Raw genomic sequence first — 22796 nt, 5'->3', positions numbered from 1 at the left:
TACTCCAGTTGCAGTTCGCTATCGCCGCTGGTCAGGAGCCTGTTTCCGAGTGTAGCGAGCTGATGGGCCGTCATGTGGCGGGAGTTCGTGACGGGCGTCCTCGATCGCTGTTGTTCTGATCGTGCAAGATGATGTGTGCCCCGATGTGTGGGCGGAAGAGCTGGACGAGGTGCTGTTGCGGGTCGGCCATCGGTTCGGCCGGGCTGATCTTCGGCGGCGGATGCGGGACTACGTGCGGGCACTGCTTGGGCCCGTCGGTCGGAAGAACAGCTGGCAGCTCGCCGAGTACGCAGGTCACGGCGCGCCTCATGGGTTCCAGAACCTTCTCAACCGTGCACGGTGGGACGCGGACGCGGTCCGTGACGACGTGCAGGCGTATGTGGCCGAGCGGCTTGGCGAGCCCGACGGTGTCCTGGTCATCGACGAGACAGGGTTCCTCCTGCGTGACCGGGAGATCGCGAGTGTGGCCCGGTATCAGCGCCTGTTCCGCGAGTTCATCGCGGACTGGATGGGAGATCCGATGGAGGCGGCGTCGCTGAGAGCCGAACTCATGGCGGCGTCCGTCGTCGCGGCCCACAACCACGTGCTGCGGCGGTGGCTGCGAGGGGAGTCCGCCGACCCCGTCACGGAGGTCGACGAGGCGATGCGGGAAGTACCCTCGCTCTTTCCGGCGCCAGGCTCTCCGGTGGGGAGAGGACCGGGGACCACCGTCGTCGCGTTCCGCACGGGACAGGACATCGAAGCACTGCTCCCTGAGCTACGGCGCCTGGTCGAAGGGTGACACTCTGCCTGGGGCTGTCGCTTTGTGCGGTCCAGGCCGCCGACAGGTCGCTTGGACCACCGCGAGTTGAACGCCGGGGTATCGAGTGATGCCGCACGCAATCGACGCGGGGCCGTGCCGCCTGCGTACTGGCTTCCGGCCCTCGGCGAGGGTGTCGGCGTCCACGGTCAGGTGCCGGGCGGGGTACAGCCCGAACGCGGCCCGCCACAACCGGTGCCGCGCCTCATCGTCCGGTGCCTCGGCGAACCAGCGGGCCAGCAGTCGTGGCCAAGAGTGTACGGAGGGCGATGGCGGTGGGTTGTTCGGGAGTCCGAGCCCGGATGTGTCCCTGTCGGTCATAATGCCCGCAGGAGGTGAGCCGCCATGAGCGTCATGAGTGACCTGATCGAGCGGGGCGCTGTCCCCGAGGGGTACAAGATCGAGGTTTTCGACGGAAGAGTGATCATGACGCCGCAGAGTCCGGAGCAGCACTGGACCGTCAGGGACGTCGAGGGCTCGGTCACGGCTGCGGGCATTTCCCGCGAGCGGGTCTTCGGCGACGTACTTATCACCTTCCCCGGAGAGAACGACGCGGCCCCCGACCTCACGGTCATCGGTTTCGACGCTGAACGCCGGAAGAACAGCTACTCCTGCGTCGACGTGCTCGCGGTCGTCGGAGTCCCCTCCGAGCCCGACGACGAGAAGGATTACGTGCGCAACGTCCGCAAGTACGGGCGCTACGGCATCGACGTCTACCTGATCGCCGACCCCTTCAAGAAGGCGGTCACCCTCATGTCCGAGCCGCACGCCTCCGGGTACGGGCGGACCGTGGAGATCCCCTACGGAAGTCCGGTCGCCTTCACTCTGGCCACCGGGGAGCGTGTGACGATCGACACCAGTACGTTTCCCACGCGCGACTCCCACGAGAGCTGACCTGCCCGCCCAGTCGTTGGGCTGTCCCGGTCACGGTGCTTGTGCCGTGGGCGGTTTCAGGTCGGGCGGATGTCTGCGACCGCCCTTGGCGGTTGTCGGTCGGTGGCATCGGGCCCCCTGCGGGGCATGGCGCCTCGCACAAGATCCACCGCAGCCAGTCCGAGCCCTGTTTGGAGATGTGCCCGTACCTGACGGTGAGATCCGAGCCGCGGACTGTGGGCGTCAGCCCGGCCGCGGCGGCGAGCTTGCGCGCGGACGGAAGCGGGTGATGTCGCCGATCTCGGCGACCATGACCAGTGCGGTGAGCGTGCCCACCCCCGGCAGGAGGTCGTCGACCACGCGGCGGGAGGCGTCCGGCAGGTCCAGGCCCTCCAGCCAGGCCCGGCCCCGGGGCGGTGAAGCAGCCACCGGGCCGGTCGCGGCCGTGATTCGCCAGGACGCAGTGGACGCGGTTGCGCCGCCGGGTGCGCAGACGCACCAGCTGGCAGCGGTGCCGCACCAACGCGCGCTGCTGCCGCACGTCCAGCGGTGCGATCCATGCCTCCGGCAGCAGATCGGCCCGCAGCAGCTGGGCCAGGGTGGCCGCGTCCACCCTGTCGTTCTTCAACCGCGCGGAGGCAATCGCCCTGCACCGCAGTGGATGCACCACACATCGATACCGACGTAGACAGACATAGGGTCGGGTCAGAAAGGTGCTCCAGGAATACCTGCAGTCCAGCACGGCGACCGCCGAGGCCGTACTGAAGGCGCTCGGCCGGCGCTGAACCGGGGCCGGTCGCGGGTCCTCAGCCCGCCTCCGCGCGCGCCGACAGCCCGTGGCGCAGGCACTCCGTCAGACCGGCCGCGATGCTCCCGTCGGGGTCCAGGCGGGGGTTGAAGATCGTGACGTCCAGGCCGACGGCTCGTTCGTCGGCCAGGGCCGTGCTCAGTACGTCCTCCAGCTCCAGCCACGTCAGTCCACCGGGCTGGCGGTAGTCGACGGCCGGCATGATCGCGTCGTCCAGGACGTCGACGTCGAGGTGCACCCAGTAGCCGCCGGGTACGCGGGTCAGCCGCTCGACCGCCTGGCGTGCGGCCGTGCCGGCGCCGACGGCACGGACCCCGTCGAGATCCATGGCGTACAGCTCGGGCGGCAGCGGCTGCATACCGAACTGGGCGGACTCCGCGGCGTCGCGGTAGCCCAGTACGGCCACGTCCTCGTCGCGCACCAAGGGGCCGCGGCCCGCGAGGTCGGCGAGCAGCCGGGGGCCGCGGCCGGTGGCCAGGGCGAGTTCCATCGAGGCGGCCTCGCCCACCGGTTCCGCCTCCGGCTGGTAGAAGTCGGTGTGGCCGTCGAGGAACAGCAGGCCGTACCGGCCGCGCCGCTTCAGGGCGAGCAGATTGCCGAGCAGGATGCTGCAGTCGCCGCCGAGCACGACGGGAAAGCGGCCGGAGTCGAGCACCTCGCCGACCGCGTCGGCGAGCCGGACGGAGTATTCCGCGATGCCGGTGCTGTTGAGGACCCCGGTGTCGGGGTCCCGCTTCGGGTCGTAGGCGGGCGGTTCGACCCGGCCGGCCCGTACCGCGCCGGGGATGTCCAGCAGACCGGCGGCGAACAGAGCCGCCGGGAGGTCCTCGACGCCGGACGGCCGCAGCCCCAGGACGGACGGCGCCTCGATGATCGCCAGTTCCCGCACGTCACAGTCCCTTCACCGGTGGGCGCCCACCTGGCCATGGTCGCGCAGAAACGCGGACGCCGCCCGGTCGGCAGGGCCCAGGTCGGTCAGTGGGCCGGGTCCCCGTCACGTCGGCAGTACAGGAACAGATGCGGCTCGGGGATCGCCTCCGGATGTGCGGGAGTGAAGACCGTACGGTCCTGCCCGAGCACCGTGAGTCCCGCCCCGCCCGCCATCGCGGCGAACTCCTCGGCGCCGTAACTCGTCACCCGTACGGGCTGCCCCATGAAGACGGCCTCGACGTCCTGCACGTCCAGCGGCACGGTGGCGAGCACCAGATGGCCGCCGGACCGCACCGCCCGCGCCAGCCGCCGTACGAGCCCGGACTGCTCCTCGCGGGACATCTGGAGCAGGGAGAAGTACACGCAGACCGCGTCGAACGACCCGTCGGCGAGCGGCAGTTCGCGGATGTCGGCGCACTGGAAGGCAGCGTGGGGCACCTGCCGGCTCGCGAGGTCCACCATCACGGGCGAGACATCGACGCCCAGGACGTCATGGCCCGCCTCGGCGAGCGCCTGTGCCGTGGGACGTCCGGTCCCGCTGCCGACGTCCAGCACCCGACTGCCGGGTTCCAGTCGCCCGAGCAACCACTCCAGCGACGCCCGGTGCGCCTCGGACCCCGCGAACGCCTTCTCGTACGCCGCCCCGATCGCGTCGAACGCGGTTGCGGCGGGCGGCCGGTGATCCCCGTCGGTCACGATGCGTCCCTTCGTCATGCGGATGTGCCGGGCATCGTTCCATTCACGGCCCGGGGTCACAACGTGTTACGGCGGGCAGGGTGCGGGTGCCCTTGCGGGCGGGGGTGACGTGCGCGCGGGGCGGTTGCCGTCGGGGGCGGGAGTGGCGTGCGGGCGGTGGTCGCCGTCGGGCGGTTGCGGTCAGCTGGGCCGCCACGGCAGGGTGCGGACGTGACCACCTTGTTGATCGTGCATCACACGCCCTCGCCCAACTGCCAGGCCATGCTGGAAGCGGTGATCTCCGGTGCGACGACGCCGGAGATCGAGAACGTCCGGGTCGAGCGACGGGCGGCGCTGTCCGCCACGGCGTCCGACGTGCTGGCCGCCGACGGCTACCTTCTGGGCACCCCGGCGAACCTCGGCTACATGTCCGGCGCCCTCAAACACTTCTTCGACCAGGTCTACTACCCGTGCCTGGACGAGACGCGCGGCCGGCCCTTCGGCTACTACGTGCACGGCGGCAACGACGTCACCGGCGCGGTGCGCGGCATCGAGTCGATCACGACCGGCCTGGGCTGGCGACGCACGGCCGAGGCGGTCACCGTGACCGGCGAGCCGGACCGGGCCGACATCGAGAGGTGCTGGGAGCTGGGGGCGACGATCGCGGCCGGGCTGATGGAGCCGTAGGGGCTGGTGCAGCGTAGGGGTGATGGAGCCGTAGGGGCTGATGGGGCCGTGGGGCGGAGCCGTCCGCACCGCCCCGGTGGTCGTCCGCCCCACCCCGGCGGTGCCGATCACTCCGCCGCCCGGCTCGCCTCGGCCGTCGGACGCGCTGCCGGATAGCGCTCCGCCACCTGGACCATCAGCAGTAGGAGCAGGGCCGCCAGCGAGGCCAGTGAGGCGGACACCGCCGTGAGGCCGGCGCTCCAGGGTGGGGCCACCGTGAGGTGCATGGCCTGCGAGAGCCCCGCCGAATGGACCCGGCTCTCCAGAAGCCCCGCACCCGCCAGGCCCGCCGGCAGCAGCATGCCCGTCATCAGCGCCGCGACACTGGCCCGCAGCGCCAGCACCACGGCGAGCGTCAGGCACAGCCCGGACATGCCGAGCGTCACCGCGAAGACGCTGAGCGGCGCGCCGTCCCGGCGCAGCGGGAAGTACGCCGCACCGCACACGACGAGCGCCGCGGCAGCGAGCCAACTCGGCCAGAAGACCGGCCTCTTGGGCTGCGCAGGGGGACGCGCACGCCATATACGCAGGTGCCGCCTGGCGCGCGGACGCGCCACATCCGAGTCCGGCGCGGGCTCGCCCTGCGCGAAAGCTGTCTCCGGGGTGGCCCCGGAGGGCGGGCACACGGCCGCCGCCGCTTCCGCCTCGCACTGCCGCTCCTGGGCCAGCCGGCCGATCAGCTCCACGAGTTCTTCTATGGGCCGCCCGGTGGCCGCCGCGCGGACCGCCTCCTGTCCGCAGTGCGGCTGCAGCGAGGCCTGGTGCAGCAGCGCCATCAGCCGGGACACGTCCTCGAGGGACCGTCGCTCGACGGCCACGCGGATCGTTTCGTCCGCGCTGTCCGCCTCGCGCGGCGGCCGGGTCAGCTCGACGACCAGTCGGGCCACGTCCTCGACGGGACGGTCCACCGCGACCGACCGCAGCACGGCGACGACGGTCTGCGCGTACTCGGGCGACTGCTCCATCAGCGTGATCAGCCGGACGATCTCCTCCAGCGGCCGATCGCTGACGGCGGCATGGACGAGGTCACCGACCGGGCCCAGGAACGCCGCATTCGGCACCCTGTCGCCCGCCCCGCGGTCGGGCGCGGCGGGGCGCTGGGGAGCGGGGGCGTCCAGGGGCTCCGCGGGTCCGAGGAGGGCCGACGGGTCGCTGCCGAGCGCTGCGCCCATGGCGAACGCCGTGTCGGCGGCCGGGGTGGTACCGGTCGGAGGTTCGCCGACGAGGGCGGTCGCGCGTGCCGGCTCGCCGACGGGGGCGGTCGCGGGTGGCGGTTCGCCGACGGGGGCGGTCGCGGGTGGCGGTTCGCCGACGGGGGCGGTCGCGGGTGGCGGTTCGCCGACAGGTGCGGCGCCGACGAGGGCCGTACCGGACGGCGGCGGCTCGTCGGCAGGGGCGGTCCCGGGCGCAGGCTCGCCGACGGGGGCAGTAGCGGGCGGGCACTCGCCGACGAGGGTGGTACGGGCCGGTGGCTCGCCGACGAGGGCGGTGCCGGACGGCGGCTCGCCGACGGGGGCGGGCTCGCCGAAGATTATGTCGGACGGGCTCGACTGCTCTGGTGAAGAACGCGTGGTCATCCTGAGCTCCAAGGGAGTCGTGCGGCCGCTCCTGCGCTGCCGAAGCGCGACACGCGAGGTCCCTGACCATTACTAGGGCCCGTCCCGACGCCTCGCCACCCGGGTGCAGCGACCGTGTGACACCCAACGGGGTCCCGGACGTGTGGCCGAAACCACGCCGCTGATGAGCTCCGGGCCATGTCGTCATCCCAGGGTCCCGGGCTACCGTTTTTTGCCAGACCCATCCCCTCGCACACGGCGCGGACCCATCTCCGCGCCCAGGACTCGGACGGCTCGGCAGTGCTCGCAGATCTCTCCCCCCTCATCGCGGCGACCGCCCAGTGGCTCACGCGCGCCTACCCGGCGTCCGGCGGCGCCCTGGCCTCCGCCCTGTGCGAGGTGCAGGCGCGGCAGGCCGTGACCGTCGCGGCCTGGCTGCGGTATCCGACGCAGATGGACGCCGCGCTGGTCGGGATGGCGGGGCCCGGAGGCTCCGACCGGCTCGACTGGATCACCGGCGCGGACGCGGACGCGGGCGGGGAAGAGGACCCGGACGCCTACGCCTGGCGGACCTGGGTGGACGAGGTCGTGGCGAGCTGGGCCGCCTGCCTGCTCACCGACCCCGAGCTGGCCCGCCTGGCAGTGGCCGCGCTGGCCGACGGCGGTCATACGGCCGGGATACCGACGGAGTTCCGCCGGCTGCTCGCGCCCGACGCGAGCGACCGGCGGGCGGCGGCGCTGCTGCGCCACCCCGACCTCCTGGCACCGGTCGCCGAGCTGCACCAGGACGGGCTGCTGGACCGGCTGGGGCCGGGGCAGGCACTGATCGCCTGAGGCCGTGGCCGACGGACGGAGGGTGCCCGGCCGAACCGGACACCCTCGGCGCTTCACTCGGTTCGCGTCGGATCAGGCCTGCTTCCCGCGACCCGTCAGTGCGTCCCGCACCCGGTCCACGAGCCCCGCGCCCGGCGCCAGCAGTTTGTTCAGCGGCGGCTTGTCCGGGGCCGACGGGTGCGGACGGGTCGGTGCCATCATCTTCGCCTGGCGGATCTTGTCGCCCAGCTCGTCCAGCGCCTGCGGCGAACACGCGGCGCGCAGCTTGGGGAAGAGGTTCTCCTCCTCGTCGGCCACGTGTGCGCGGATCTCGCTCATCAGCATGCCGATGAGGCGGTCGAACTCGGGGTCGTCCGCGTCGCAGCTCTCCAGGTCCTTCATGATCTGCTCGGCCTTGGAGTGGTCGTCGATCTCCTTGTCGGCCAGGGCGTCGCCGTTCGGCACGTGCTCACGTACCGCCGGGTAGAGGTAGGCCTCCTCGGCCACCGAGTGCCGGACCAGCTCCATCGTGACTTGGTCGGCGTGGAGCTTGCGGTCCTTCTCACCGGGCGGCAGCGCCTCGATACGACCGAAGAGCTCCTCGACCTCACGGTGATCGGTCACCAGCTCGTCGATGACGTTTCCACCATGTCCCATGATCCTTGCCTCCTGCGTGCGCACGGCGGCTCCGGATGAGACCCGCCTCCGCACGAGTGCCCTGCGCACGGCGGACTAACACGGGCGGGGCGACGCTCACATCCGCCAGCTGTACCGCCGCTCGGGCCGTCCGGCCACGCCGTACCGCAGGGACACGTCGGCGTTGCCGGTGGTGTGGAAGTACTCCAGATAGCGGCGGGCGCTGACGCGGGAGACGCCGGTCAGGGTGGCGCACTCGGTGGCGGAGAGAGTGCCGTCGGCGGTGCGCAGGGCGCGCTCGACCAGTTCGGCGGTCTCCACGCTCATGCCCTTGGGCAGCCCGCCCGCGGCAGGCGCGGGCGCGGCTCCGGCCAGGACCCGGTCCACGTCCGCCTGGCCGCGTACGACGGTGGTCAGCAGACGGCCGCGCTGGGCGGCGTACCGCTCCAGGCGGGTCCGCAGGTCCTCGAACTCGAACGGTTTGAGGAGGTAGTCGACCACGCCGTGGCGTACGGCGCCGCGTACCGTGTCGGCCTCACGGGCGGCGCTGATCACCATGACGTCGCAGTCGTGGCCCGCGGTGCGCAGCCGGGGGATGACGTCCAGGCCGAACATGTCCGGCAGGTACAGGTCGAGCAGGACGAGGTCGGGGCGCAGTTCGTCGACGGCGTCGATGGCCTGCCGGCCGCTGCTGGCGACGCCGACCACGCGGAACGGGCCGACCCGTTCGACGAAGGCGCGGTGCACCCTGGCCACCATGAAGTCGTCGTCGACCACGAGGACGTCGATCGCGTCCGGCGTACCGGGCGTTTCCTCTCTGCCGGTCATCGGCCCGCTCCTTCCGCCACCGCGACGGTGAGGTGGCTGACGGTCATGCGTGCGGTGAACAGGGCGCCGTCGGGTGTGTTGCGCACCGAGATCTCCCCGCCGTGACGTTCGCAGACCAGCCGGGTCAGCGCCAGGCCGATACCGCGCTCGCCGTTCTGGGCGGCCTTGGTGGTGAAGCCGTGCGAGAACACCTCCCGCGCCAGCTCGGGCGCCACACCCGGCCCGGAGTCCCGCACAGCGATCTCGACACTGGCCGCATCCTGCCGCAACTCAACCTCGACCCACGCCTCACCCCGGCCACGGGGCGGGTCGCTGCGCGGGGTTTGGTGGCGGTCGTCGGGCGGGTCGCTGCGCGAAGCTTGGTGGCGCCCGCTGAGCAGGTCGCTGCGCGAGGCTTGGTCGCCGTCGTCCGGTTGGTCGTCACGCCGGTCCTCGTGACCCCCGGCGGGTTGGCTGCCGCGCCGGTCCTCGTGGCCCCCGCCGGGTTGGCTGCCGCGCCGGTCTTCATGGCCCCCGGCGGGTTGGTCGTCGCGCCGGTCTTCATGGCCCCCGGCGGGTTGGTCGTCGCGCCGGTCCTCGTGGCCCCCGGCGGGTTGGTCGTCACGCCGGTCCTCATCGCCCCCGCCGGGTTGGTCGTCACGCCCGTCCTCATCGTCCCCGCCGGGTTGGCTGCCGCGCCAGGACTCGCCCAGGCTGTCCGATCGCCCGGCACCCCCCGCCGCCGCATCCACCGCGTTGTCCACCAGGTTGCCCACCACCGTCGCCACGTCCGCCGCGTCCTCCGGCGTCAGGCGGTCGAGGGCCGTGTGGTCCGAGATGCGCAGGTGGACCTTGCGTTCGGCGGCCTGGGAGGACTTTGCCATGAGGAGGGCGGCCACCGTGGTGTCGCGGACGCGGCGGCTGAGGGTGATGTCCAGGGACTGGCGGTGCTGGTTCAGGGCGCGGATGTAGCGCACCACCTCCTCCTGCTCGCCGATCTGGATCAGCCCGGAGATGGTGTGCAGCTGGTTGGCGAACTCGTGCGCCTGGGCGCGCAGCAGCTCGGAGGAGCTGCGGAAGGAGCCGATCTCCCGCTCCAGCCGCGCCAGTTCGGTACGGTCCCGCAGGGTGGTGACCGAGCCGAGCAGCCGCCCGTCCTTGCGCACCGTCATCCGGTTCATGACCAGGACCCGGCCGTGCCGGATGACGACCTCGTCCCGCTTGTCGGCCGCACCGTCCCGGTCCCCGGCCAGCACGTCCCGCAGCCGCCCCTCGACACCCAGGTCGGCCAGGCTCCGCCCCACGCAGTCCTCGGGCAGGGCGAGCAGCCGCCGCGCCACCTCGTTCACCAGCGTCAGCCGGTGCTGCGGATCGAGCGCGACCACGCCCTCGGCGATCCCGTACAGCATCGCCTCCCGGTGCTCGGCCAGCCCCGCGATCTCCCGTGGCTCCAGGCCGAGCGTCTGCCGCTTGACCCGCCGGGCCAGCAGCAGGGAACCGGCCAGCCCCAGCCCGCTCGCGATGCCCAGATAGGCGAGGAGATACGAGGAGGCGCCGCTCAGCCGCTGCCACACGGTGGGGGAGGCCTCGCCGATCATCACCGTGCCCAGGTGCTGTCCGAGGTTCTCCCGCCTCGCCCCCAGCACCGGCACCTGGGCCACCCGCTCGCGCCCACCGTCCAGCGTCAGCTCGCCCGACCAGCCGCGTCCCTTCGTGACGCCGTCCCCGAGCGGCAGCGCCTTGCCGATCGCCGTCGGGTCCGTGGAACTGACGATCCGCCCCTCCGCGTCCGCCACCGTCACCGAGGTCACCCCGGACTGCGACTGCGTGGCGTTCACCAGCGGCGCCAGCGCCTCCCGCGGCAGCGGCAGCACCAGCTGGCCGCGCACCAGCGGGTTCGCCGCCAGCTGCTCGGCCAGCGCGCTGACCCGGCGGCCCTCCACCCGGTCGAAGGTCGCCTCCGACTGGGCCAGCGAGACCGCGGCGACCGCCACCAGCACGACCACCACGATGGCGAGCTGGAGCACCAGCATCTCGCCGGCGAGGGTCTGACGACGGAAGGTGGCAATCACGACGTACTCGATCTTTCGGCAGGGGGCTCCCGGGGCGGAGTCGCCCCATCATGGCCTCCACCTGCGCAGGAGGAAAGAGACCGGTCATCGGCAAGGCGGCAGCCGCGGGCGGCGTTGACGCAGAGACCAAGTTGACGCAGAGAACCAAGTTGACGCAAAGACCAAGTTGACACAAAGACCAAAACCTTCGTTGGTTCCGCAAGCGGGACAGCTCGTTGACGCGGGGGCAACATGTGGCCCACCTCACCCTCCCCCACAGGGCTTTCCCCAACCGCATCGACCAACCGACAGGTGGTGGCACTCGTGCGCCTGCGCACCCCCCTCGCCCTGTTCGGGGCCGCCGTGCTCGTCCTCCTCGGACCACCGCTGCTGACCACCGGCAGCGGCACCGAGACCGGCACCCAGATCCCCGGCCTGCGCTTCATGGTCCCCAACACACCCGGCGGCGGCTACGACATCACCGCCCGTACGGCCGCCAAGAACGCCGAGGACGCCGGACTCACCTCCAACATCGAGGTGTTCAACCTGCCCGGCGCCGGCGGCACCGTCGGCCTCACCCGCCTGGTCAGTGAGCACGGCAACGGCAAACTGGCGATGTCGATGGGGCTCGGCGTCGTCGGCGCCGTCCGCTCCAACGACGCGCCGAAGACCCTCGCCGACACCACCCCGATCGCCCGCCTCACCGAGGAACAGGACGTCGTGGTGGTCGCCAAGGACTCGCCGTACCGGACGATCGACGACCTCATCGACGCCTGGAAGGCCGACCCCGGCAAACTCCCGGTCGGCGGCGGCTCCTCGCCCGGCGGCCCCGACCACCTCGCGCCGATGCTGATGGCGCAGGCCGCCGGGATCTCCCCGAAGCAGGTCAACTACATCCCGTTCGACGGCGGCGGCGAACTTCTCGCCTCCATCCTCGGCAACAAGGTCGCCTTCGGCGTCTCCGGCGTCGGCGAGTACCTCGACCAGATCAAGGCGGGCGAGCTGCGCCTGCTCGCGGTCACCGGCCCCGAACGGGTCGACGGCCTGGACGCGCCCACCCTCCAGGAGGCGGGCTTCGACGTGAACTTCACCAACTGGCGCGGCATCGTCGCCCCGCCCGGCCTGACCGACGCCGAGCGCGACAAACTCGTCCGCCTCATCGAGGAGCTCCACGACTCGCCCGAGTGGCAGGCGTCCCTGAAACAGAACGGCTGGGACGACGCCTTCCTGTCCGGCGAGGAGTTCGGGGACTTCCTGAACGCCCAGGACCAGCGTGTGGTCTCGGTACTGAAGGAGCTGGGACTGTGACGACTCAGACCACCGACATACCCCCGGCGCCCGCCTCCGCCCGCCGCTCCTGGCTGCGCGACCACTCCGAACTCGGCGTCTGCGTCCTGCTGCTGGCCCTCGGCGTGCTGGTCCTCACCGACGCGCTCACCATGGACGTCGACATCGCCCAGCGCGGCCCCGTCGGCCCCAAAACCGTGCCCCTCGTCGTCGGCGCCGGACTGCTGCTCATCGCCGCCCTGCTCGCCGCCGACGTGCTGCGCGGCGGCCGCGGCCAGGCCGAGACCGGCGAGGACATCGACCTGTCCGAACCCGCCGACTGGCGTACGGTCCTGCTGCTCGCCGGCGTGTTCCTGGGCGCCGCCGTCCTCATCGAACCGCTCGGCTTCCCCATCGCGGGCGCCCTCCTCTTCTGGGGCGCCGCGTTCTCCCTCGGCAGCCGCCGCCCCGACCGCGACCCGCTCATCGCGGCCGTGCTGTCCCTCGTCACCTACGCCGTGTTCAACAACCTGCTCGGAGTGCCGCTGCCCGGCGGCCCACTGATGGGAGCGCTGTGAGATGAACGCCCTCAACTCCCTGCTGGACGGCTTCGGCACGGCACTGACCCCGATCAATCTGCTCTGGGCCGCACTGGGCGTGCTGCTCGGCACCGCGATCGGCGTCCTGCCCGGCATCGGCCCGGCCATGGCGGTCGCGCTGCTGCTGCCGGTGACGTACGGACTCGACCCCATCGGCGCGTTCATCATGTTCGCGGGCATCTACTACGGCGCCATGTTCGGCGGCTCCACCACCTCGATCCTGCTCAACACCCCCGGCGAGAGTGCCGCCGTGGTCGCCGCGATGGAAGGCAACCCGATGGCCAAGTCGGGCCGCGGCGCACAGGCGCTGGCGGCCGCCGCCATCGGCCACTTCGCGGGCGGCATGGTCGGCACGATCCTGCTGGTCGCACTCGCCCCGACGGTCGCCCGACTCGCCGTCGACATCGGCGCACCCGACTACTTCGCCATCATGGTGCTCGCTTTCATCGCGGTGACATCCGTCCTCGGCTCCTCCCGCATCCGCGGGCTCGCGTCCCTGCTCATCGGGCTGACGCTGGGTCTGGTGGGCCTGGACCAGATGACCGGACAGCAGAGACTCACCTTCGGCTCGCTCCAACTCGCCGACGGCATCGACGTCGTGATCGTCGCGGTCGGCCTGTTCGCGATCGGCGAGGCCCTGTGGGTCGCCGCCCATCTGCGGCGCCGGCCGGCCGAGCCGATCCCGGTGGGCCGACCGTGGCTGGGGCGCGGCGATGTGCGGCGCACCTGGAAGTCCTGGCTGCGCGGCCCGTTCATCGGCTTCCCCTTCGGCGCCATCCCCGCGGGCGGCGCCGAGATCCCCACCTTCCTCTCCTACGTCACCGAGAAACGCCTGTCGAAGCACAAGGACGAGTGGGGCAAGGGCGCCATCGAGGGCGTCGCCGGACCCGAGTCCGCCGCGTCGGCCTCGGCGGCGGGCACGCTCGTGTCGATGCTGACGCTGGGCCTGCCGACCACGGCGGTCGCCGCGGTGATGCTGGCCGCCTTCCAGCAGTACGGCATCCAGCCCGGCCCGCTGCTCTTCGAACGCGAGCCCGAGCTGGTGTGGGGCCTGATCGCCTCGCTGTTCGTCGGCATGGTGCTGCTGCTCGCCCTCAACCTGCCGCTCGCGCCGCTGTGGGCGAAGCTGCTGCGCATTCCGCGGCCGTACCTCTACGCGGGGATCCTCTTCTTCGCGGCCGTCGGCGCGTACGCGGTCGGCGGCGAGGTGATCGACCTGGTGATCCTGCTGATCATCGGGCTGATCGGCTTCGGCATGCGCCGCTACGGGCTGCCCGTGCTGCCCGCCGTCATCGGCGTCATCCTCGGCCCCAACGCCGAGCAGCAGCTCCGCCGAGCCCTGCAGATCAGCGACGGCAGCGTCACCGGCCTGGTCAACACGCCGTTCTCCGTGACCGTGTACGCGGTGATCGTCGTGCTGCTGGCCTGGCCGCTGCTGAAGCGGCTCGTACGCCGCGACCGCACCGCGGCGTCGTCGTAGCCACCGCACCGGGGCCGGGCCGTACGGCGGACACCGTTGGTCAACGGTCCGGCCCCGGTGCGCACTGAGCAGAACGTCAGACGTCCTTGATCGTCACGGTCACGGGAGTGCCCGTCTCGACCGTGCGGCTGACCGTGCAGAGACGGTCATGGGAGGTCCTGACCGCGCGGGGCAGAATGGCGCGTGCGCGGTCCGCGCCCTCGCCGTCCGGGAAGGCAACGGTGAAGGTGACCGCGAGGTCGACCATGCGGTTGCCGAGATCGTCGCTGATCTTGTCGCCGGTCACCGCGACGGAGAATTCGGTGGGCTCCGTATGGCGACTGGTCGCGATATCGACGTCCACGGCCGTGCAGCCCCCGATCGCGGCAAGGAACAGCTCGACCGGGGTGAACTCGGTGTCCCCGCCGGCACCGGAGGCCGTACCGAAACTGATCGATCCGCCGCGGGCGTTGGTCGCGACGAAGTGGCCACTGCTCGTGCGCTCGACGACAACGGAACGCTCGGATCGCTCGGATTTCTCGCTCATGCCGTCGACAGTAGTGCCACGGAGCGCTGGAGCCGCGGCGGTCGACCGGAGGGGGCGCGATCACACGTCGCGGCTCAGCCCAGGTAGAAGTCCCTGCGAGCGGCCACGAACTCTTCGACCGATCGAGCAGGTACGCCCGTGACCTGGTGTACGTCGTTCGTCGCACGGTCGTAGCGGTTCTCGCGATGCAGCCGGGCCATGGTGGCGATGTGCTCTTCGGTGTGCGACGGCAGGCCCACCTTGGCGAGGACTCCGGCCCGCCACTCGTCCGGCGGGACGTCCACATAGGTCACCGGAGTCCCCAACGCCCGGGAGAACTCCTCGGCCATCTCCGTCATGTCCACCGAGCGCGGGCCGGTGAGCTCGTAGACACGTCCGATGTGCGGGCCCGGGTCTCGCAGCACGGTGGCGACGACTCGCGCGACGTCCTCCACGGCGACCGGCGAGGTGCGCCCAGTGCCGAACGGCAGCGCGATCGTGCCGCTCTCCCGGATGGTGCGGGCCGGCAGCACGGTGAACAGCGGGTTGTCCAGGAACGACGTCGGCCTGATGTGTACCACCGGCAGGCCCGACCAGTTCAGTACCTGCTCCGCCAGCCAGTGCAGGCGCTGCTGGCGCGACTCGGCGGTGCTGGTGGCGGTCATCTGCGACACCGTCATCTGGGACATGCCCACCAGTGCGTCCAGGTCTCCGTGCTCGCGCGCCACGCTGGCCACCACGGTCGCGGCCAGCAGATGGTCCGGTGATACGGGCATGGCGAAGTACATCCTGCCGACGCCCTCCAGCGCCGCCGCGACGCTCTCGGGCCGGGTCAGATCGCCGAGGACGACCTCCCCGCCGAGGCCACGCAGCTCAGCCGCCCGTTCGTCGTCGCGACGCACCATGACGCGCACGGGCACGTCCTGTGCGCGCAGTTGCTCGAGGACCGCGCGGCCCACGTCACCGGCGTTGCCGAGGAGAACCAGGTTGCTGGCGACCATCGATCAAGCTCCTGCCGAGATGCTTTGCTGTGCGGTGTCCGGGAGAATGGGAAAGGCCCAATTCGAAGAACAAGGGGCACGACATGCCCATCATTTCACGCGGATTTCACGGCCGGGCGCGCGATGCGCGGCACAAACTTCCTCCTGGGCAGTACGAGACCGCCGACTTCCCCGTTCTGTCCGCCGGACCCACACCCACGGTGGACCTCGACGAATGGGAGTTCACCATACGCACGGAGACGGGCGCACGGCACATCTGGAACTGGGCCGATTTCACGGCGTTGCCCGCCGAGACACCGACCGTCGACCTGCATTGTGTCACCAAGTGGTCGAAGTTCGACACGGAGTGGCAAGGAGTGTCCTTGGACGTCCTTTTGGAGTCCGTCGAGACCGGTGCTGAGTATGCGCTTGTTCACTCCTACGGTGACTACACCACCAACGTGCCCCTGGAGGACCTCCTCGACGGGCAGGCATGGGTCGCCTACCGATACGACGGTGAGGAACTCGCGCCGGAACACGGCGGCCCCGCCCGACTGCTGATTCCGCACCTGTACTTCTGGAAGTCCGCCAAGTGGGTGCGCGGAATTCAGTTGCTCGACGACGATGAGCGGGGTTTCTGGGAAAACATCGGCTACCACGATTATGGGGACCCATGGCGCGAGCAGCGGTACCAGGGCGACTAGGCGGCCGACTGCGCTGGAAGCCCGCCCGTCTGGCTGATCGGCGCAGCGAGTCCCAGGTTGCGCGCACCCTCGTGTTCGAGGTGCCGGACTGGCCGGGTCATCTGGCTGGGCAGCATGTCGATCTGCGGCTCACGGCGGAGGACGGCTACTCCACCCAGCGCAGTTACTCACTGGCGTCGGCGCCCGACGGCGAGAGCGTCGAGTTGACCGTTCAGCGTGTCGACGACGGCGAGGTCTCCCCGTACCTGACGGACGAACTCGCAGTGGGCGACGTGGTGGAACTGCGTGGGCCGGTCGGAGGCTGGTTCGTGTGGCGGCCCGAGCAGAAGGAACCGATTCTGCTCGTCGCCGGCGGCTCCGGCGTGGTACCCCTCATGGCGATGATCCGCATGCGCCGCGCGGTCGGCAGCCGCACGCCCTTCAGGCTGGTGTACTCCGTACGCAGCCCTGAGTACCAGCTCTTCGTCCCCGAGTTGAGACGGGACGACCCGGGCCTCGACAAGACGTACCTCTACAGCCGCTCGACCCCACCGGAGTGGCCGCGTCCTCCCGGGCGTTTCACCGCTTCCGACCTGTCAGGCGCCGGGTGGCCACCGGACTTCGAGCCCACTTGCTACGTCTGCGGTTCCACCGGATTTGTCGAGACGGCCGCCGGACTGCTGGTGGCCCTCGGCCACCACCCGGGCCGTATCCGAACCGAGCGTTTCGGACCCAGCGGATAAGGAGCGAATCTCCATGAGCCTGACGCCTGACTTCCTCGACGGCAACGCCGCCGCCGGGGAGCTCGAGTCTCTGTTCGGAACCGATATGACCATGGCGTCCGGACAGTGCCGCGGCTGCAGCGAACAGATGGTGCTTGCCCAAACGCACGCTTACCTCGGCGGTCCGGGGATGGTGCTGCGCTGCCCCGGCTGCGACAGCGTCCTGCTTCGCCTGGTCCGCTCTCCCACCCAGATGTGGCTCGACGCCGGCGGACTGGCTTACGTCCGGATGCCGGTACCGGTACAGACATGAACGACCGTGTGCAAGAACTCGCCTCGCGCGTACGTACCCCCGACGTCGTCGATGCCATGGGACGGATGCACCGCCATCGGTGTCACATCAACGACCTGGTGAGCCCGACCCCGGGGCGCGTCCTCCTGGGCCCGGCGATAACGATCTCTTATCTCCCCTCGTGCAAGGAAGCGCTCCCACCTGAGCAGTACACCTTCTCCCGACTGTTCCGTGAGGCCATCCGGCAGGGCGCACAGGGCCGCGTGCTGGTCCTGGCGAGCAACGGGCATACCGACGTATCCCTCGGGGGCGGATCAAAGCTGTCGCTGGTGGCGGCGCACGGTCTCGCGGGCGTCCTGGCCGACGGTCGTCTTCGGGATTTCGTCGACATCGCGACGTACGACTTGGCCGTCTACTGCTTGGGGCAGACGACCAAGTGGGGCGGCGATGTCGTCACGCCCTTCGAGGCCAACCGGCCGGTCGTCGTGTCCGGCGTGACCGTCCGCCCGGGTGACTACGTGTTCGCGGACGCGTCCGGCGCTGTCGTCGTCCCCGCCGCACAGGTCGTCAGCGTGTTCGAAGAAGCCAACCGCGTCGCCCAGGTCGAGGCGGCCTACGTCGAGGGAGTCCGCCAAGAAGGCTCCGCTGACAGGTCCCGGTAGGGCGCCGCGGACCAAGTGTCAGCGGCCGGGGGCCCGCTGCTTGACCTCCTGGAGCACCCAGCCGTTGCCGTCCGGGTCGTTGAAGGTGGCGTAGGAGCCGTAGGAGGCACGGTCGGGGTGCGGGCCGGCCAACCGCCCCTGGTCCTGGCCTTGGTGGACGACCCCGCCGGCCTCATGGCCGTGGTAGAAGATGCCTCCGTCATCGTGGAACACCTCGCTCACCTCGATGCCTCGGCCGACGAGCTCCGCGCGGGCCTCCTCGATGTCCAAGACGACGAGGTACAGGCCCTGCACCGAGCCCGGCGCGGCGCGGGTGAGCCCCTTGCCGAAGATGATCGAGCACTCCGAACCGGGCGGCGTGAGGTGTACCGCGCGCCAGCCCTCACTGGGCGCGGCATCGAGGTCCAGACGGAATCCCGCGGCCTCGTAGAAGGCCTTGGCCCGATCGACGTCGGAGACGGGCAGCACGATGAGTTCGAGCTTCAGATCCATGGGGGGCCATCTTCTTCCTTTGGCTTACTTCTCGTTCTCGGCGACCGCGTCTTCCGGCCTCTGCGTGAGCTCACGCAACTCGAATGACCGTCTTGCCGGCTGTTCCCTTCTTCGCGCGGAACGCCTCCGGCGCTTGGTCGAGGGGATGGACTGCGCCCACCAACGGGCGCAGCCGGCCCTCCCGGTGCTTGCGGAGGATCTCCAGGAGGTGACCACGGTCGGGTTCGACGATGAAGTACATGGCCCGGCCGTCCTCGGGCCGTACGGTCGGGGGCTCGGCGATGGTCACCAGGGTGCCGCCGGGCCTGAGCAGGGCGGCCGAGCGGTCGAGTACGTCCCCGCCGATGGCGTCGAAGACGAGGTCGACGCGCCCCACGGCGTCCTCCCACCCCGGCTGTTCGAGGTCGAGGAACACCTCTGCGCCGAACTCCATCACCACGTCCCGGTTCCTGCCGCGCCCCGTCCCGATCACACGCGCCCCGGCATCGCCGGCAAGCTGAGTCGCGGCCATTCCCACGCCCCCTGCCGCTCCGTGCACCAGCACGCTCTGCCCGGCCTCCAGCCTTCCGTGCACGAAGAGGCCCTGCCAGGCGGTCAGGCCCGGCATCGGCAGAGCCGCCCCCTGCATGTGGTCGATTCCCGCGGGCAGCGGTGCCAGATTGCGCGCCTCCACCGCGACGTACTCCGCGAGAGTGCCGTCCCGGTTCCAGTCGGTGAGCCCCATGACACGTTGGCCGGCCGACAGCCCGGTCGTGCCGACCGCTACCTCGGCGACCTCACCGGACACCTCGTGTCCTGGAATGACGGGCGCTCGGTCCCTGCCGCCCCGGTCGACCCAAGTGGCCGGCCAGTCCAGCTCGGTCGGGGTGAAGCAGGCCGCGCGCACCCTGACGATGACATCGCCCTCGCCCACGTACGGGTACGGTGCCTCCTCCACGACCAGGCCGTCCACAGCCGCGTCACGATCGTGGGTTCGTACGGCCTTCATCGCCCCTCCCTCCGGCAGCGAGGCGAGTCCCTACCTCTCCAGGATGACGGCGTGGGGCCTGTGGGGCGATCCGGGGCGGCACACGTGCGTCGAAGCGGTCAGGAGGTTCCGCCGTCCACTCTCCGCCGGTCCTGCTCGTCCCACGCGCGGGTGTCCCGCGGCTCGGTGTACGGCTCGGCCTCGGGGGGATGGCCGCCGGCGATGGCTCGCTGACGTGCGGTTTCGGCGTCGAACTCCAGACCGAGGAGGATGGCCAGGTTGGTCACCCACAGCCAGATGAGGAAGATGATGACGCCCGCCATCGTGCCGTACGTCTTGTTGTACGAGCCGAAGTTGGCGACGTAGAAGGCGAAGCCCGCGGAGGCGATCATCCAGATCAGCAGCGCCAGGAAGCTGCCCGGCGTGATCCAGCGCCACCCCCTGACCTTGGCGTTCGGGCTGGCCCAGTACAGGGTCGCGATCATGAGCGTGACCAGCAGGACCAGGACCGGCCACTTGGCGATCGACCACGCCGTCAGTGCGGCGTCGCCCAGGCCCAGGGCGTCCCCGGCCCGGCGGGCCAGACCGCCCGTGAAGACCACGATCACCGCACTGATCACGGCCAGCACCATCAGGACGACGGTCAGCCCGAGGCGCACCGGCAGGATCTTCCACATCGGCCGCCCCTCGGGGATGTCGTACACGGCGTTCGAGGTGCGCATGAACGCCGCCACATAGCCCGACGCCGACCACACGGCCAGCACCAGGCCGACGACGGCCATGATCGAGCCGATGCCGGCGTTGTTCTGCAGTTGCTGCACGGCCTGCGTGATGATGTCCCGGCCGGCGCCGGGGGCGAACTGCTGGAGCTCGTCCAGCAGCCGGTCCGTGACGGACCGGCTGGTGACGCCCAGCAGCGACACGAGCACCAGCAGTGCCGGGAACAGCGACAGCACCGTGAAGTACGTCAGGGCCGCCGCGCGGTCGGCCAGCTCGTCGTCCTTGAACTCGCGCAGGCTTCCCTTCAGCACCGCGCCCCACGACCGCATCGGCAGCTTCGTCGGCGAGTCGGGCGCGGCCCGTTCCACCTCCGGCGGGGGCCCGGCCCCGTCAGCCGGATTCGCTCCGTCGCGGTGATCTTTACGCCCTGGGAGATGCAGCTTCACCATGGCCGCCGAGTAACCCGAGCCCGCCGTCCTAAGAGTGCCCGGTCACGGCGGCGTGGACGGACACGGCGGTGCCGTGGCTCTGGTCCGAACCACGACACCTGACGAAGCTGATTCCGCGGCACCGGCTTCGTCTGCCCTCCAGGTACCCCTCCTCGCGCGCGGCTGAATCGCCCTTGTCGGCATTCCGAACATCGCCGCGTGGGCCTTGGCGGATGCGGCGGGCTCAGCGTTCCGGGACGGCCCTGGCGCGGATTGACTGGGCGACGTCGCGCAGCTTGACGTTGTGGGTCTGGGAGATGCGCCGCAGTGCGTCGAAGGCCTCGTCCTCGCTCAGGTGGTGCCGCTCGCGCAGGATGCCCATGGCCTCGCCGATGGCGTGCCGGGTGTCGAGGGCGTGTTCGAGCTGGTCGACCGTGCGGGCGCTGGCCAGGGCCACGGCGGCGTGTGAGGCGAGCAGCCAGCCGGCCGTCTCCATCTCGGGTGTGAAGGCGCCGGGCCGGCCGGAGTAGAGGTTGAGCGCGCCGAACTCGTCGTCCCGGGTGTAGAGCAGGAAGCCCATCATGCTGCCCACACCCAGTTCGCGGGCGGCGGGCGCGAAGCGCGGCCACTCCGGCTGCGGCTTGGTCATGTCGGTGATCCGGAACAGCCGCTCACCGTTGGTACGACGGGCGGCGTCGAAGCACGGCCCCTCACCCAGTTCACCCTGCAACCGGTCGGACTCCACGGCCATGTCCCCGCACGCCGACAGCGTCACCGCCCGGCCCTTGCGTACGGCCAGGACCCCGGCCGCGTCGCACCCGTCGAGCAACTCCACGCCCCGCTCGGCGATCGCGTCGAGCGTCTCCTGCGTGGAGCCCTGCGCCAGCAGATGCCGGGCGAGCTCGGCCATCTCTTCGGCAAACGCACGCCAGTCCATCCGTGTCCACCGTCCCGCTCGTCGTACCTTCGCGTCGGAAGGAACCCGAAGGCCGACCGCCGGGACCGACCCGCCGGACCCGGCCATTCACGCACCGGTCGGAGCACGACCGAGCATCGCCTCGGCTGTCCTGCCCGCAGCCTACCCCTCGATCGCGGAGCGCACTTCGACACGGACGCTCACGATCTCGCCGACCTGCTGTCCACTCCGCTGTCGCCGGTTCCGGCAAAAGATCCCTTTTCGGTCCGGAAAGATCTCCCCGCACGGCTCTGGGAACCTTTGCCACGCCTGGCTACCCTCCGCCCATGATTTCCACGGTTGTGTGGGGTACGGGCAATGTCGGCCGCGCGGCCATCCGTGCCGTCGACGCGCATCCGTCGCTGGGCCTCGCGGCCGTGCTGGTCGCCGACCCCGCCAAGGTCGGCCGGGACGCGGGCGACCTGAGCGGACTGGGCCGCCGGCTCGGCGTACCGGCGACCGACGACGTCCCCGCGGTGCTCGCGACCGGCCCCCGCGCGGTCGTGTACGCGGCCTCCGGGGACGTACGACCCGACGAGGCCCTGCGGGACATCGGACGGGCGGTCCGGGCCGGGGCGGTCGTCGTCACCCCGTCCGTGTACGGGATGTACGACCACCGGGGCGCCCCGCCCGAGATCAGGGAGCCGCTGCTGGAGGCCGTCGCGGCGGGCGGAGGGTCCCTGTTCGTCTCCGGCGTGGACCCCGGCTGGGCGAACGACATCGTGCCCCTGCTGATCACCGGCCTCGGCTCGCGGATCGACACGGTGCGCTGTCAGGAGATCTTCGACTACGCCACGTACGACCAGGAGGACTCGGTACGGCACCTGGTCGGCATGGGGCATCCGATGGACTACCGGCCGCCGATGCTCGCCGAGGGCGTGCCGACCATGGTGTGGGGCGGGCAGCTGCGGATGATGGCCAAAGGGCTGGGCGTCGAACTGGACGAGATACGGGAGACCTTGGAGCGGCGCCCCCTGCAGGCCACCGTCACCACGCCCACCATGGGCGAGTTCGCGGCCGGTACCCAGGGCGCCGTGCGCTTCGAGGTGCAGGGCCTTGTCGGCGGACGGCCCCGCATCGTCGTGGAGCACGTCACCCGCATCCACGCATCCTGCGCCCCGGACTGGCCGCAGCCCCCCGACGGCGGCGCCGGAGCGCACCGGGTCGTCATCGAGGGCCGCCCCCGTATCGAGGTCACCGTCGAGGCGAGCGACGAGGGCGGGAACCGGTCGGCGGGCGGCAACGCCACCGCCGCCGGCCGCCTGGTCAACGCCATCGACTGGCTCACCGAGGCCAAACCCGGCCTCTACGACGCGCTCGACGTCCCGCTGCGCCCCGCGGCGGGCCGACTGGGAAGGACCTGACCGGTGA

The 22796-nt window shown here is 71.0% G+C and carries 24 protein-coding genes and 2 pseudogenes; 12 read left to right on the top strand and 14 right to left on the bottom strand.

The window, feature by feature from the left end; translation table 11 throughout:
* Positions 1–160: 160 nt before the first annotated feature.
* A pseudogene (locus tag HJD23_RS43305) lies at positions 161–451 on the top strand (transposase); the annotation flags it as partial.
* A gap of 477 nt (positions 452–928) precedes the next feature.
* Here the strand turns inward: HJD23_RS43305 and HJD23_RS01565 are convergent.
* Positions 929–1045, bottom strand: a pseudogene (locus HJD23_RS01565) (DUF2397 family protein); the annotation flags it as partial.
* A gap of 99 nt (positions 1046–1144) precedes the next feature.
* Between HJD23_RS01565 and HJD23_RS01560 the strand changes: the two are divergent.
* Positions 1145–1693, top strand: coding sequence for a Uma2 family endonuclease (locus HJD23_RS01560; protein WP_171107925.1), 549 nt, complete (start codon positions 1145–1147; stop codon positions 1691–1693).
* Positions 1694–1915: 222 nt separating this feature from the next.
* Here HJD23_RS01560 and HJD23_RS01550 read toward each other — a convergent pair whose 3' ends face one another.
* The 3 genes from HJD23_RS01550 to HJD23_RS01535 all read right to left on the bottom strand — a co-directional run bounded on the left by HJD23_RS01550 (position 1916) and on the right by HJD23_RS01535 (position 4124).
* Positions 1916–2101: a transposase gene (locus HJD23_RS01550; protein WP_171107923.1), complete on the bottom strand. Its 186-nt coding sequence runs from the start codon at positions 2099–2101 to the stop codon at positions 1916–1918.
* 377 nt (positions 2102–2478) lie between these two features.
* Positions 2479–3369 carry an arginase family protein gene (locus tag HJD23_RS01540; RefSeq protein WP_171107922.1) on the bottom strand — a complete coding sequence of 297 codons (891 nt, stop codon included), beginning with the start codon at positions 3367–3369 and terminating at the stop codon, positions 2479–2481.
* 86 nt (positions 3370–3455) lie between these two features.
* A complete protein-coding gene (locus tag HJD23_RS01535; RefSeq protein ID WP_171107919.1) occupies positions 3456–4124 on the bottom strand; it encodes a class I SAM-dependent methyltransferase in 669 nt (222 codons plus the stop codon).
* A gap of 192 nt (positions 4125–4316) precedes the next feature.
* Between HJD23_RS01535 and HJD23_RS01530 the strand changes: the two genes are divergently transcribed.
* The gene (locus tag HJD23_RS01530) at positions 4317–4772 is read left to right on the top strand and encodes an NAD(P)H-dependent oxidoreductase (RefSeq protein WP_171107917.1); all 456 of its coding nucleotides are present in this window, start codon (positions 4317–4319) and stop codon (positions 4770–4772) included.
* Between the two features lie 107 nt (positions 4773–4879).
* On the opposite strand, the gene HJD23_RS43300 is transcribed toward HJD23_RS01530, so the two are convergent.
* Positions 4880–6388, bottom strand: a complete 1509-nt coding sequence (locus HJD23_RS43300; protein WP_240980593.1) for a hypothetical protein — start codon at positions 6386–6388, stop codon at positions 4880–4882.
* Positions 6389–6667: 279 nt separating this feature from the next.
* On the opposite strand from HJD23_RS43300, the gene HJD23_RS01520 reads away from it, so the two are divergent.
* Positions 6668–7201, top strand: coding sequence for a hypothetical protein (locus HJD23_RS01520; RefSeq protein ID WP_171107915.1), 534 nt, complete (start codon positions 6668–6670; stop codon positions 7199–7201).
* 72 nt (positions 7202–7273) lie between these two features.
* Here HJD23_RS01520 and HJD23_RS01515 read toward each other — a convergent pair whose 3' ends face one another.
* The 3 genes from HJD23_RS01515 to HJD23_RS43295 form a co-directional block, all read right to left on the bottom strand.
* Complete coding sequence (locus HJD23_RS01515; protein WP_171107913.1) at positions 7274–7837, bottom strand: hemerythrin domain-containing protein; 564 nt, start codon at positions 7835–7837, stop codon at positions 7274–7276.
* A 96-nt stretch (positions 7838–7933) separates the two neighbouring features.
* Positions 7934–8644 carry a response regulator gene (locus HJD23_RS01510; protein ID WP_171107911.1) on the bottom strand — a complete coding sequence of 237 codons (711 nt, stop codon included), beginning with the start codon at positions 8642–8644 and terminating at the stop codon, positions 7934–7936.
* On the bottom strand, positions 8641–10695 hold the full coding sequence (locus HJD23_RS43295) for an ATP-binding protein (protein WP_240980592.1): 2055 nt from the start codon (positions 10693–10695) through the stop codon (positions 8641–8643). The genes HJD23_RS01510 and HJD23_RS43295 overlap by 4 nt, the downstream gene beginning before the upstream one ends.
* A gap of 303 nt (positions 10696–10998) precedes the next feature.
* On the opposite strand from HJD23_RS43295, the gene HJD23_RS01495 reads away from it, so the two are divergent.
* From HJD23_RS01495 to HJD23_RS01485, 3 genes are read left to right on the top strand one after another with little or no spacing between them, the layout of a single operon-like run.
* Entirely contained in the window at positions 10999–11982 is a 984-nt protein-coding gene (locus HJD23_RS01495; protein WP_240980963.1) for a tripartite tricarboxylate transporter substrate binding protein, read from the top strand.
* The gene (locus HJD23_RS01490; protein WP_171107908.1) at positions 11979–12518 is read left to right on the top strand and encodes a tripartite tricarboxylate transporter TctB family protein; all 540 of its coding nucleotides are present in this window, start codon (positions 11979–11981) and stop codon (positions 12516–12518) included. Before HJD23_RS01495 ends, HJD23_RS01490 begins: the two co-directional genes overlap by 4 nt.
* 1 nt (position 12519) lies before the next feature.
* Positions 12520–14019 carry a tripartite tricarboxylate transporter permease gene (locus tag HJD23_RS01485; RefSeq protein WP_171107905.1) on the top strand — a complete coding sequence of 500 codons (1500 nt, stop codon included), beginning with the start codon at positions 12520–12522 and terminating at the stop codon, positions 14017–14019.
* A 76-nt stretch (positions 14020–14095) separates the two neighbouring features.
* On the opposite strand, the gene HJD23_RS01480 is transcribed toward HJD23_RS01485, so the two are convergent.
* Together HJD23_RS01480 and HJD23_RS01475 are read right to left on the bottom strand one after the other, a co-directional pair.
* A complete protein-coding gene (locus tag HJD23_RS01480) occupies positions 14096–14545 on the bottom strand; it encodes an OsmC family protein (RefSeq protein ID WP_171107903.1) in 450 nt (149 codons plus the stop codon).
* A gap of 74 nt (positions 14546–14619) precedes the next feature.
* Positions 14620–15525 (bottom strand): NmrA family NAD(P)-binding protein, encoded by a 906-nt coding sequence (locus tag HJD23_RS01475; protein WP_171107902.1) that lies wholly within the window; start codon positions 15523–15525, stop codon positions 14620–14622.
* Positions 15526–15608: 83 nt separating this feature from the next.
* On the opposite strand from HJD23_RS01475, the gene HJD23_RS01470 reads away from it, so the two are divergent.
* The 4 genes from HJD23_RS01470 to HJD23_RS01455 are packed head-to-tail and all read left to right on the top strand — an operon-like array spanning position 15609 to position 17863.
* Complete coding sequence (locus HJD23_RS01470) at positions 15609–16208, top strand: sulfite oxidase-like oxidoreductase (protein ID WP_171107900.1); 600 nt, start codon at positions 15609–15611, stop codon at positions 16206–16208.
* A complete protein-coding gene (locus HJD23_RS01465; RefSeq protein ID WP_171107898.1) occupies positions 16178–16930 on the top strand; it encodes a ferredoxin reductase in 753 nt (250 codons plus the stop codon). The genes HJD23_RS01470 and HJD23_RS01465 overlap by 31 nt, the downstream gene beginning before the upstream one ends.
* A 13-nt stretch (positions 16931–16943) precedes the next feature.
* Positions 16944–17222 (top strand): DUF6510 family protein, encoded by a 279-nt coding sequence (locus tag HJD23_RS01460; protein WP_171107896.1) that lies wholly within the window; start codon positions 16944–16946, stop codon positions 17220–17222.
* Positions 17219–17863 (top strand): RraA family protein, encoded by a 645-nt coding sequence (locus HJD23_RS01455; RefSeq protein ID WP_171107894.1) that lies wholly within the window; start codon positions 17219–17221, stop codon positions 17861–17863. The genes HJD23_RS01460 and HJD23_RS01455 overlap by 4 nt, the downstream gene beginning before the upstream one ends.
* An 18-nt stretch (positions 17864–17881) precedes the next feature.
* Here HJD23_RS01455 and HJD23_RS01450 read toward each other — a convergent pair whose 3' ends face one another.
* From HJD23_RS01450 to HJD23_RS01435, 4 genes are all read right to left on the bottom strand, one after another.
* Complete coding sequence (locus HJD23_RS01450; protein WP_171107892.1) at positions 17882–18355, bottom strand: VOC family protein; 474 nt, start codon at positions 18353–18355, stop codon at positions 17882–17884.
* A gap of 70 nt (positions 18356–18425) precedes the next feature.
* Positions 18426–19343 (bottom strand): NADP-dependent oxidoreductase, encoded by a 918-nt coding sequence (locus HJD23_RS01445; protein ID WP_171107890.1) that lies wholly within the window; start codon positions 19341–19343, stop codon positions 18426–18428.
* A gap of 98 nt (positions 19344–19441) precedes the next feature.
* Positions 19442–20491, bottom strand: coding sequence for a YihY/virulence factor BrkB family protein (locus HJD23_RS01440; RefSeq protein ID WP_171107888.1), 1050 nt, complete (start codon positions 20489–20491; stop codon positions 19442–19444).
* A gap of 223 nt (positions 20492–20714) precedes the next feature.
* Positions 20715–21407, bottom strand: coding sequence for a GAF and ANTAR domain-containing protein (locus tag HJD23_RS01435; protein ID WP_171107886.1), 693 nt, complete (start codon positions 21405–21407; stop codon positions 20715–20717).
* Between the two features lie 305 nt (positions 21408–21712).
* Here HJD23_RS01435 and HJD23_RS01430 point away from each other — a divergent pair, with 305 nt between their 5' ends.
* Positions 21713–22789 carry a dihydrodipicolinate reductase gene (locus HJD23_RS01430; protein WP_171107885.1) on the top strand — a complete coding sequence of 359 codons (1077 nt, stop codon included), beginning with the start codon at positions 21713–21715 and terminating at the stop codon, positions 22787–22789.
* Positions 22790–22796: the final 7 nt, after the last annotated feature.

Origin of the sequence: Streptomyces sp. Z423-1, from assembly GCF_013009255.1 — a bacterium.
GTDB classification, from domain to species: Bacteria; Actinomycetota; Actinomycetes; order Streptomycetales; family Streptomycetaceae; genus Streptomyces; species Streptomyces gossypiisoli.
This window is presented reverse-complemented; position numbering and strand designations above follow the sequence as displayed.

Bases quoted from the DNA above. Each gene is read 5' to 3' on its own strand.
- HJD23_RS01560 (WP_171107925.1), top strand. From the start codon at position 1,145: ATGAGCGTCATGAGTGACCTGATCGAGCGGGGCGCTGTCCCCGAGGGG.
- HJD23_RS01535 (WP_171107919.1), bottom strand. From the start codon at position 4,124: ATGACGAAGGGACGCATCGTGACCGACGGGGATCACCGGCCGCCCGCC.
- HJD23_RS43300 (WP_240980593.1), bottom strand. From the start codon at position 6,388: ATGACCACGCGTTCTTCACCAGAGCAGTCGAGCCCGTCCGACATAATC.
- HJD23_RS01515 (WP_171107913.1), bottom strand. From the start codon at position 7,837: ATGGGACATGGTGGAAACGTCATCGACGAGCTGGTGACCGATCACCGT.
- HJD23_RS01510 (WP_171107911.1), bottom strand. From the start codon at position 8,644: ATGACCGGCAGAGAGGAAACGCCCGGTACGCCGGACGCGATCGACGTC.
- HJD23_RS01485 (WP_171107905.1), top strand. From the start codon at position 12,520: ATGAACGCCCTCAACTCCCTGCTGGACGGCTTCGGCACGGCACTGACC.
- HJD23_RS01480 (WP_171107903.1), bottom strand. From the start codon at position 14,545: ATGAGCGAGAAATCCGAGCGATCCGAGCGTTCCGTTGTCGTCGAGCGC.
- HJD23_RS01475 (WP_171107902.1), bottom strand. From the start codon at position 15,525: ATGGTCGCCAGCAACCTGGTTCTCCTCGGCAACGCCGGTGACGTGGGC.
- HJD23_RS01470 (WP_171107900.1), top strand. From the start codon at position 15,609: ATGCCCATCATTTCACGCGGATTTCACGGCCGGGCGCGCGATGCGCGG.
- HJD23_RS01465 (WP_171107898.1), top strand. From the start codon at position 16,178: ATGGCGCGAGCAGCGGTACCAGGGCGACTAGGCGGCCGACTGCGCTGG.
- HJD23_RS01460 (WP_171107896.1), top strand. From the start codon at position 16,944: ATGAGCCTGACGCCTGACTTCCTCGACGGCAACGCCGCCGCCGGGGAG.
- HJD23_RS01455 (WP_171107894.1), top strand. From the start codon at position 17,219: ATGAACGACCGTGTGCAAGAACTCGCCTCGCGCGTACGTACCCCCGAC.
- HJD23_RS01450 (WP_171107892.1), bottom strand. From the start codon at position 18,355: ATGGATCTGAAGCTCGAACTCATCGTGCTGCCCGTCTCCGACGTCGAT.
- HJD23_RS01445 (WP_171107890.1), bottom strand. From the start codon at position 19,343: ATGAAGGCCGTACGAACCCACGATCGTGACGCGGCTGTGGACGGCCTG.
- HJD23_RS01440 (WP_171107888.1), bottom strand. From the start codon at position 20,491: ATGGTGAAGCTGCATCTCCCAGGGCGTAAAGATCACCGCGACGGAGCG.
- HJD23_RS01435 (WP_171107886.1), bottom strand. From the start codon at position 21,407: ATGGACTGGCGTGCGTTTGCCGAAGAGATGGCCGAGCTCGCCCGGCAT.
- HJD23_RS01430 (WP_171107885.1), top strand. From the start codon at position 21,713: ATGATTTCCACGGTTGTGTGGGGTACGGGCAATGTCGGCCGCGCGGCC.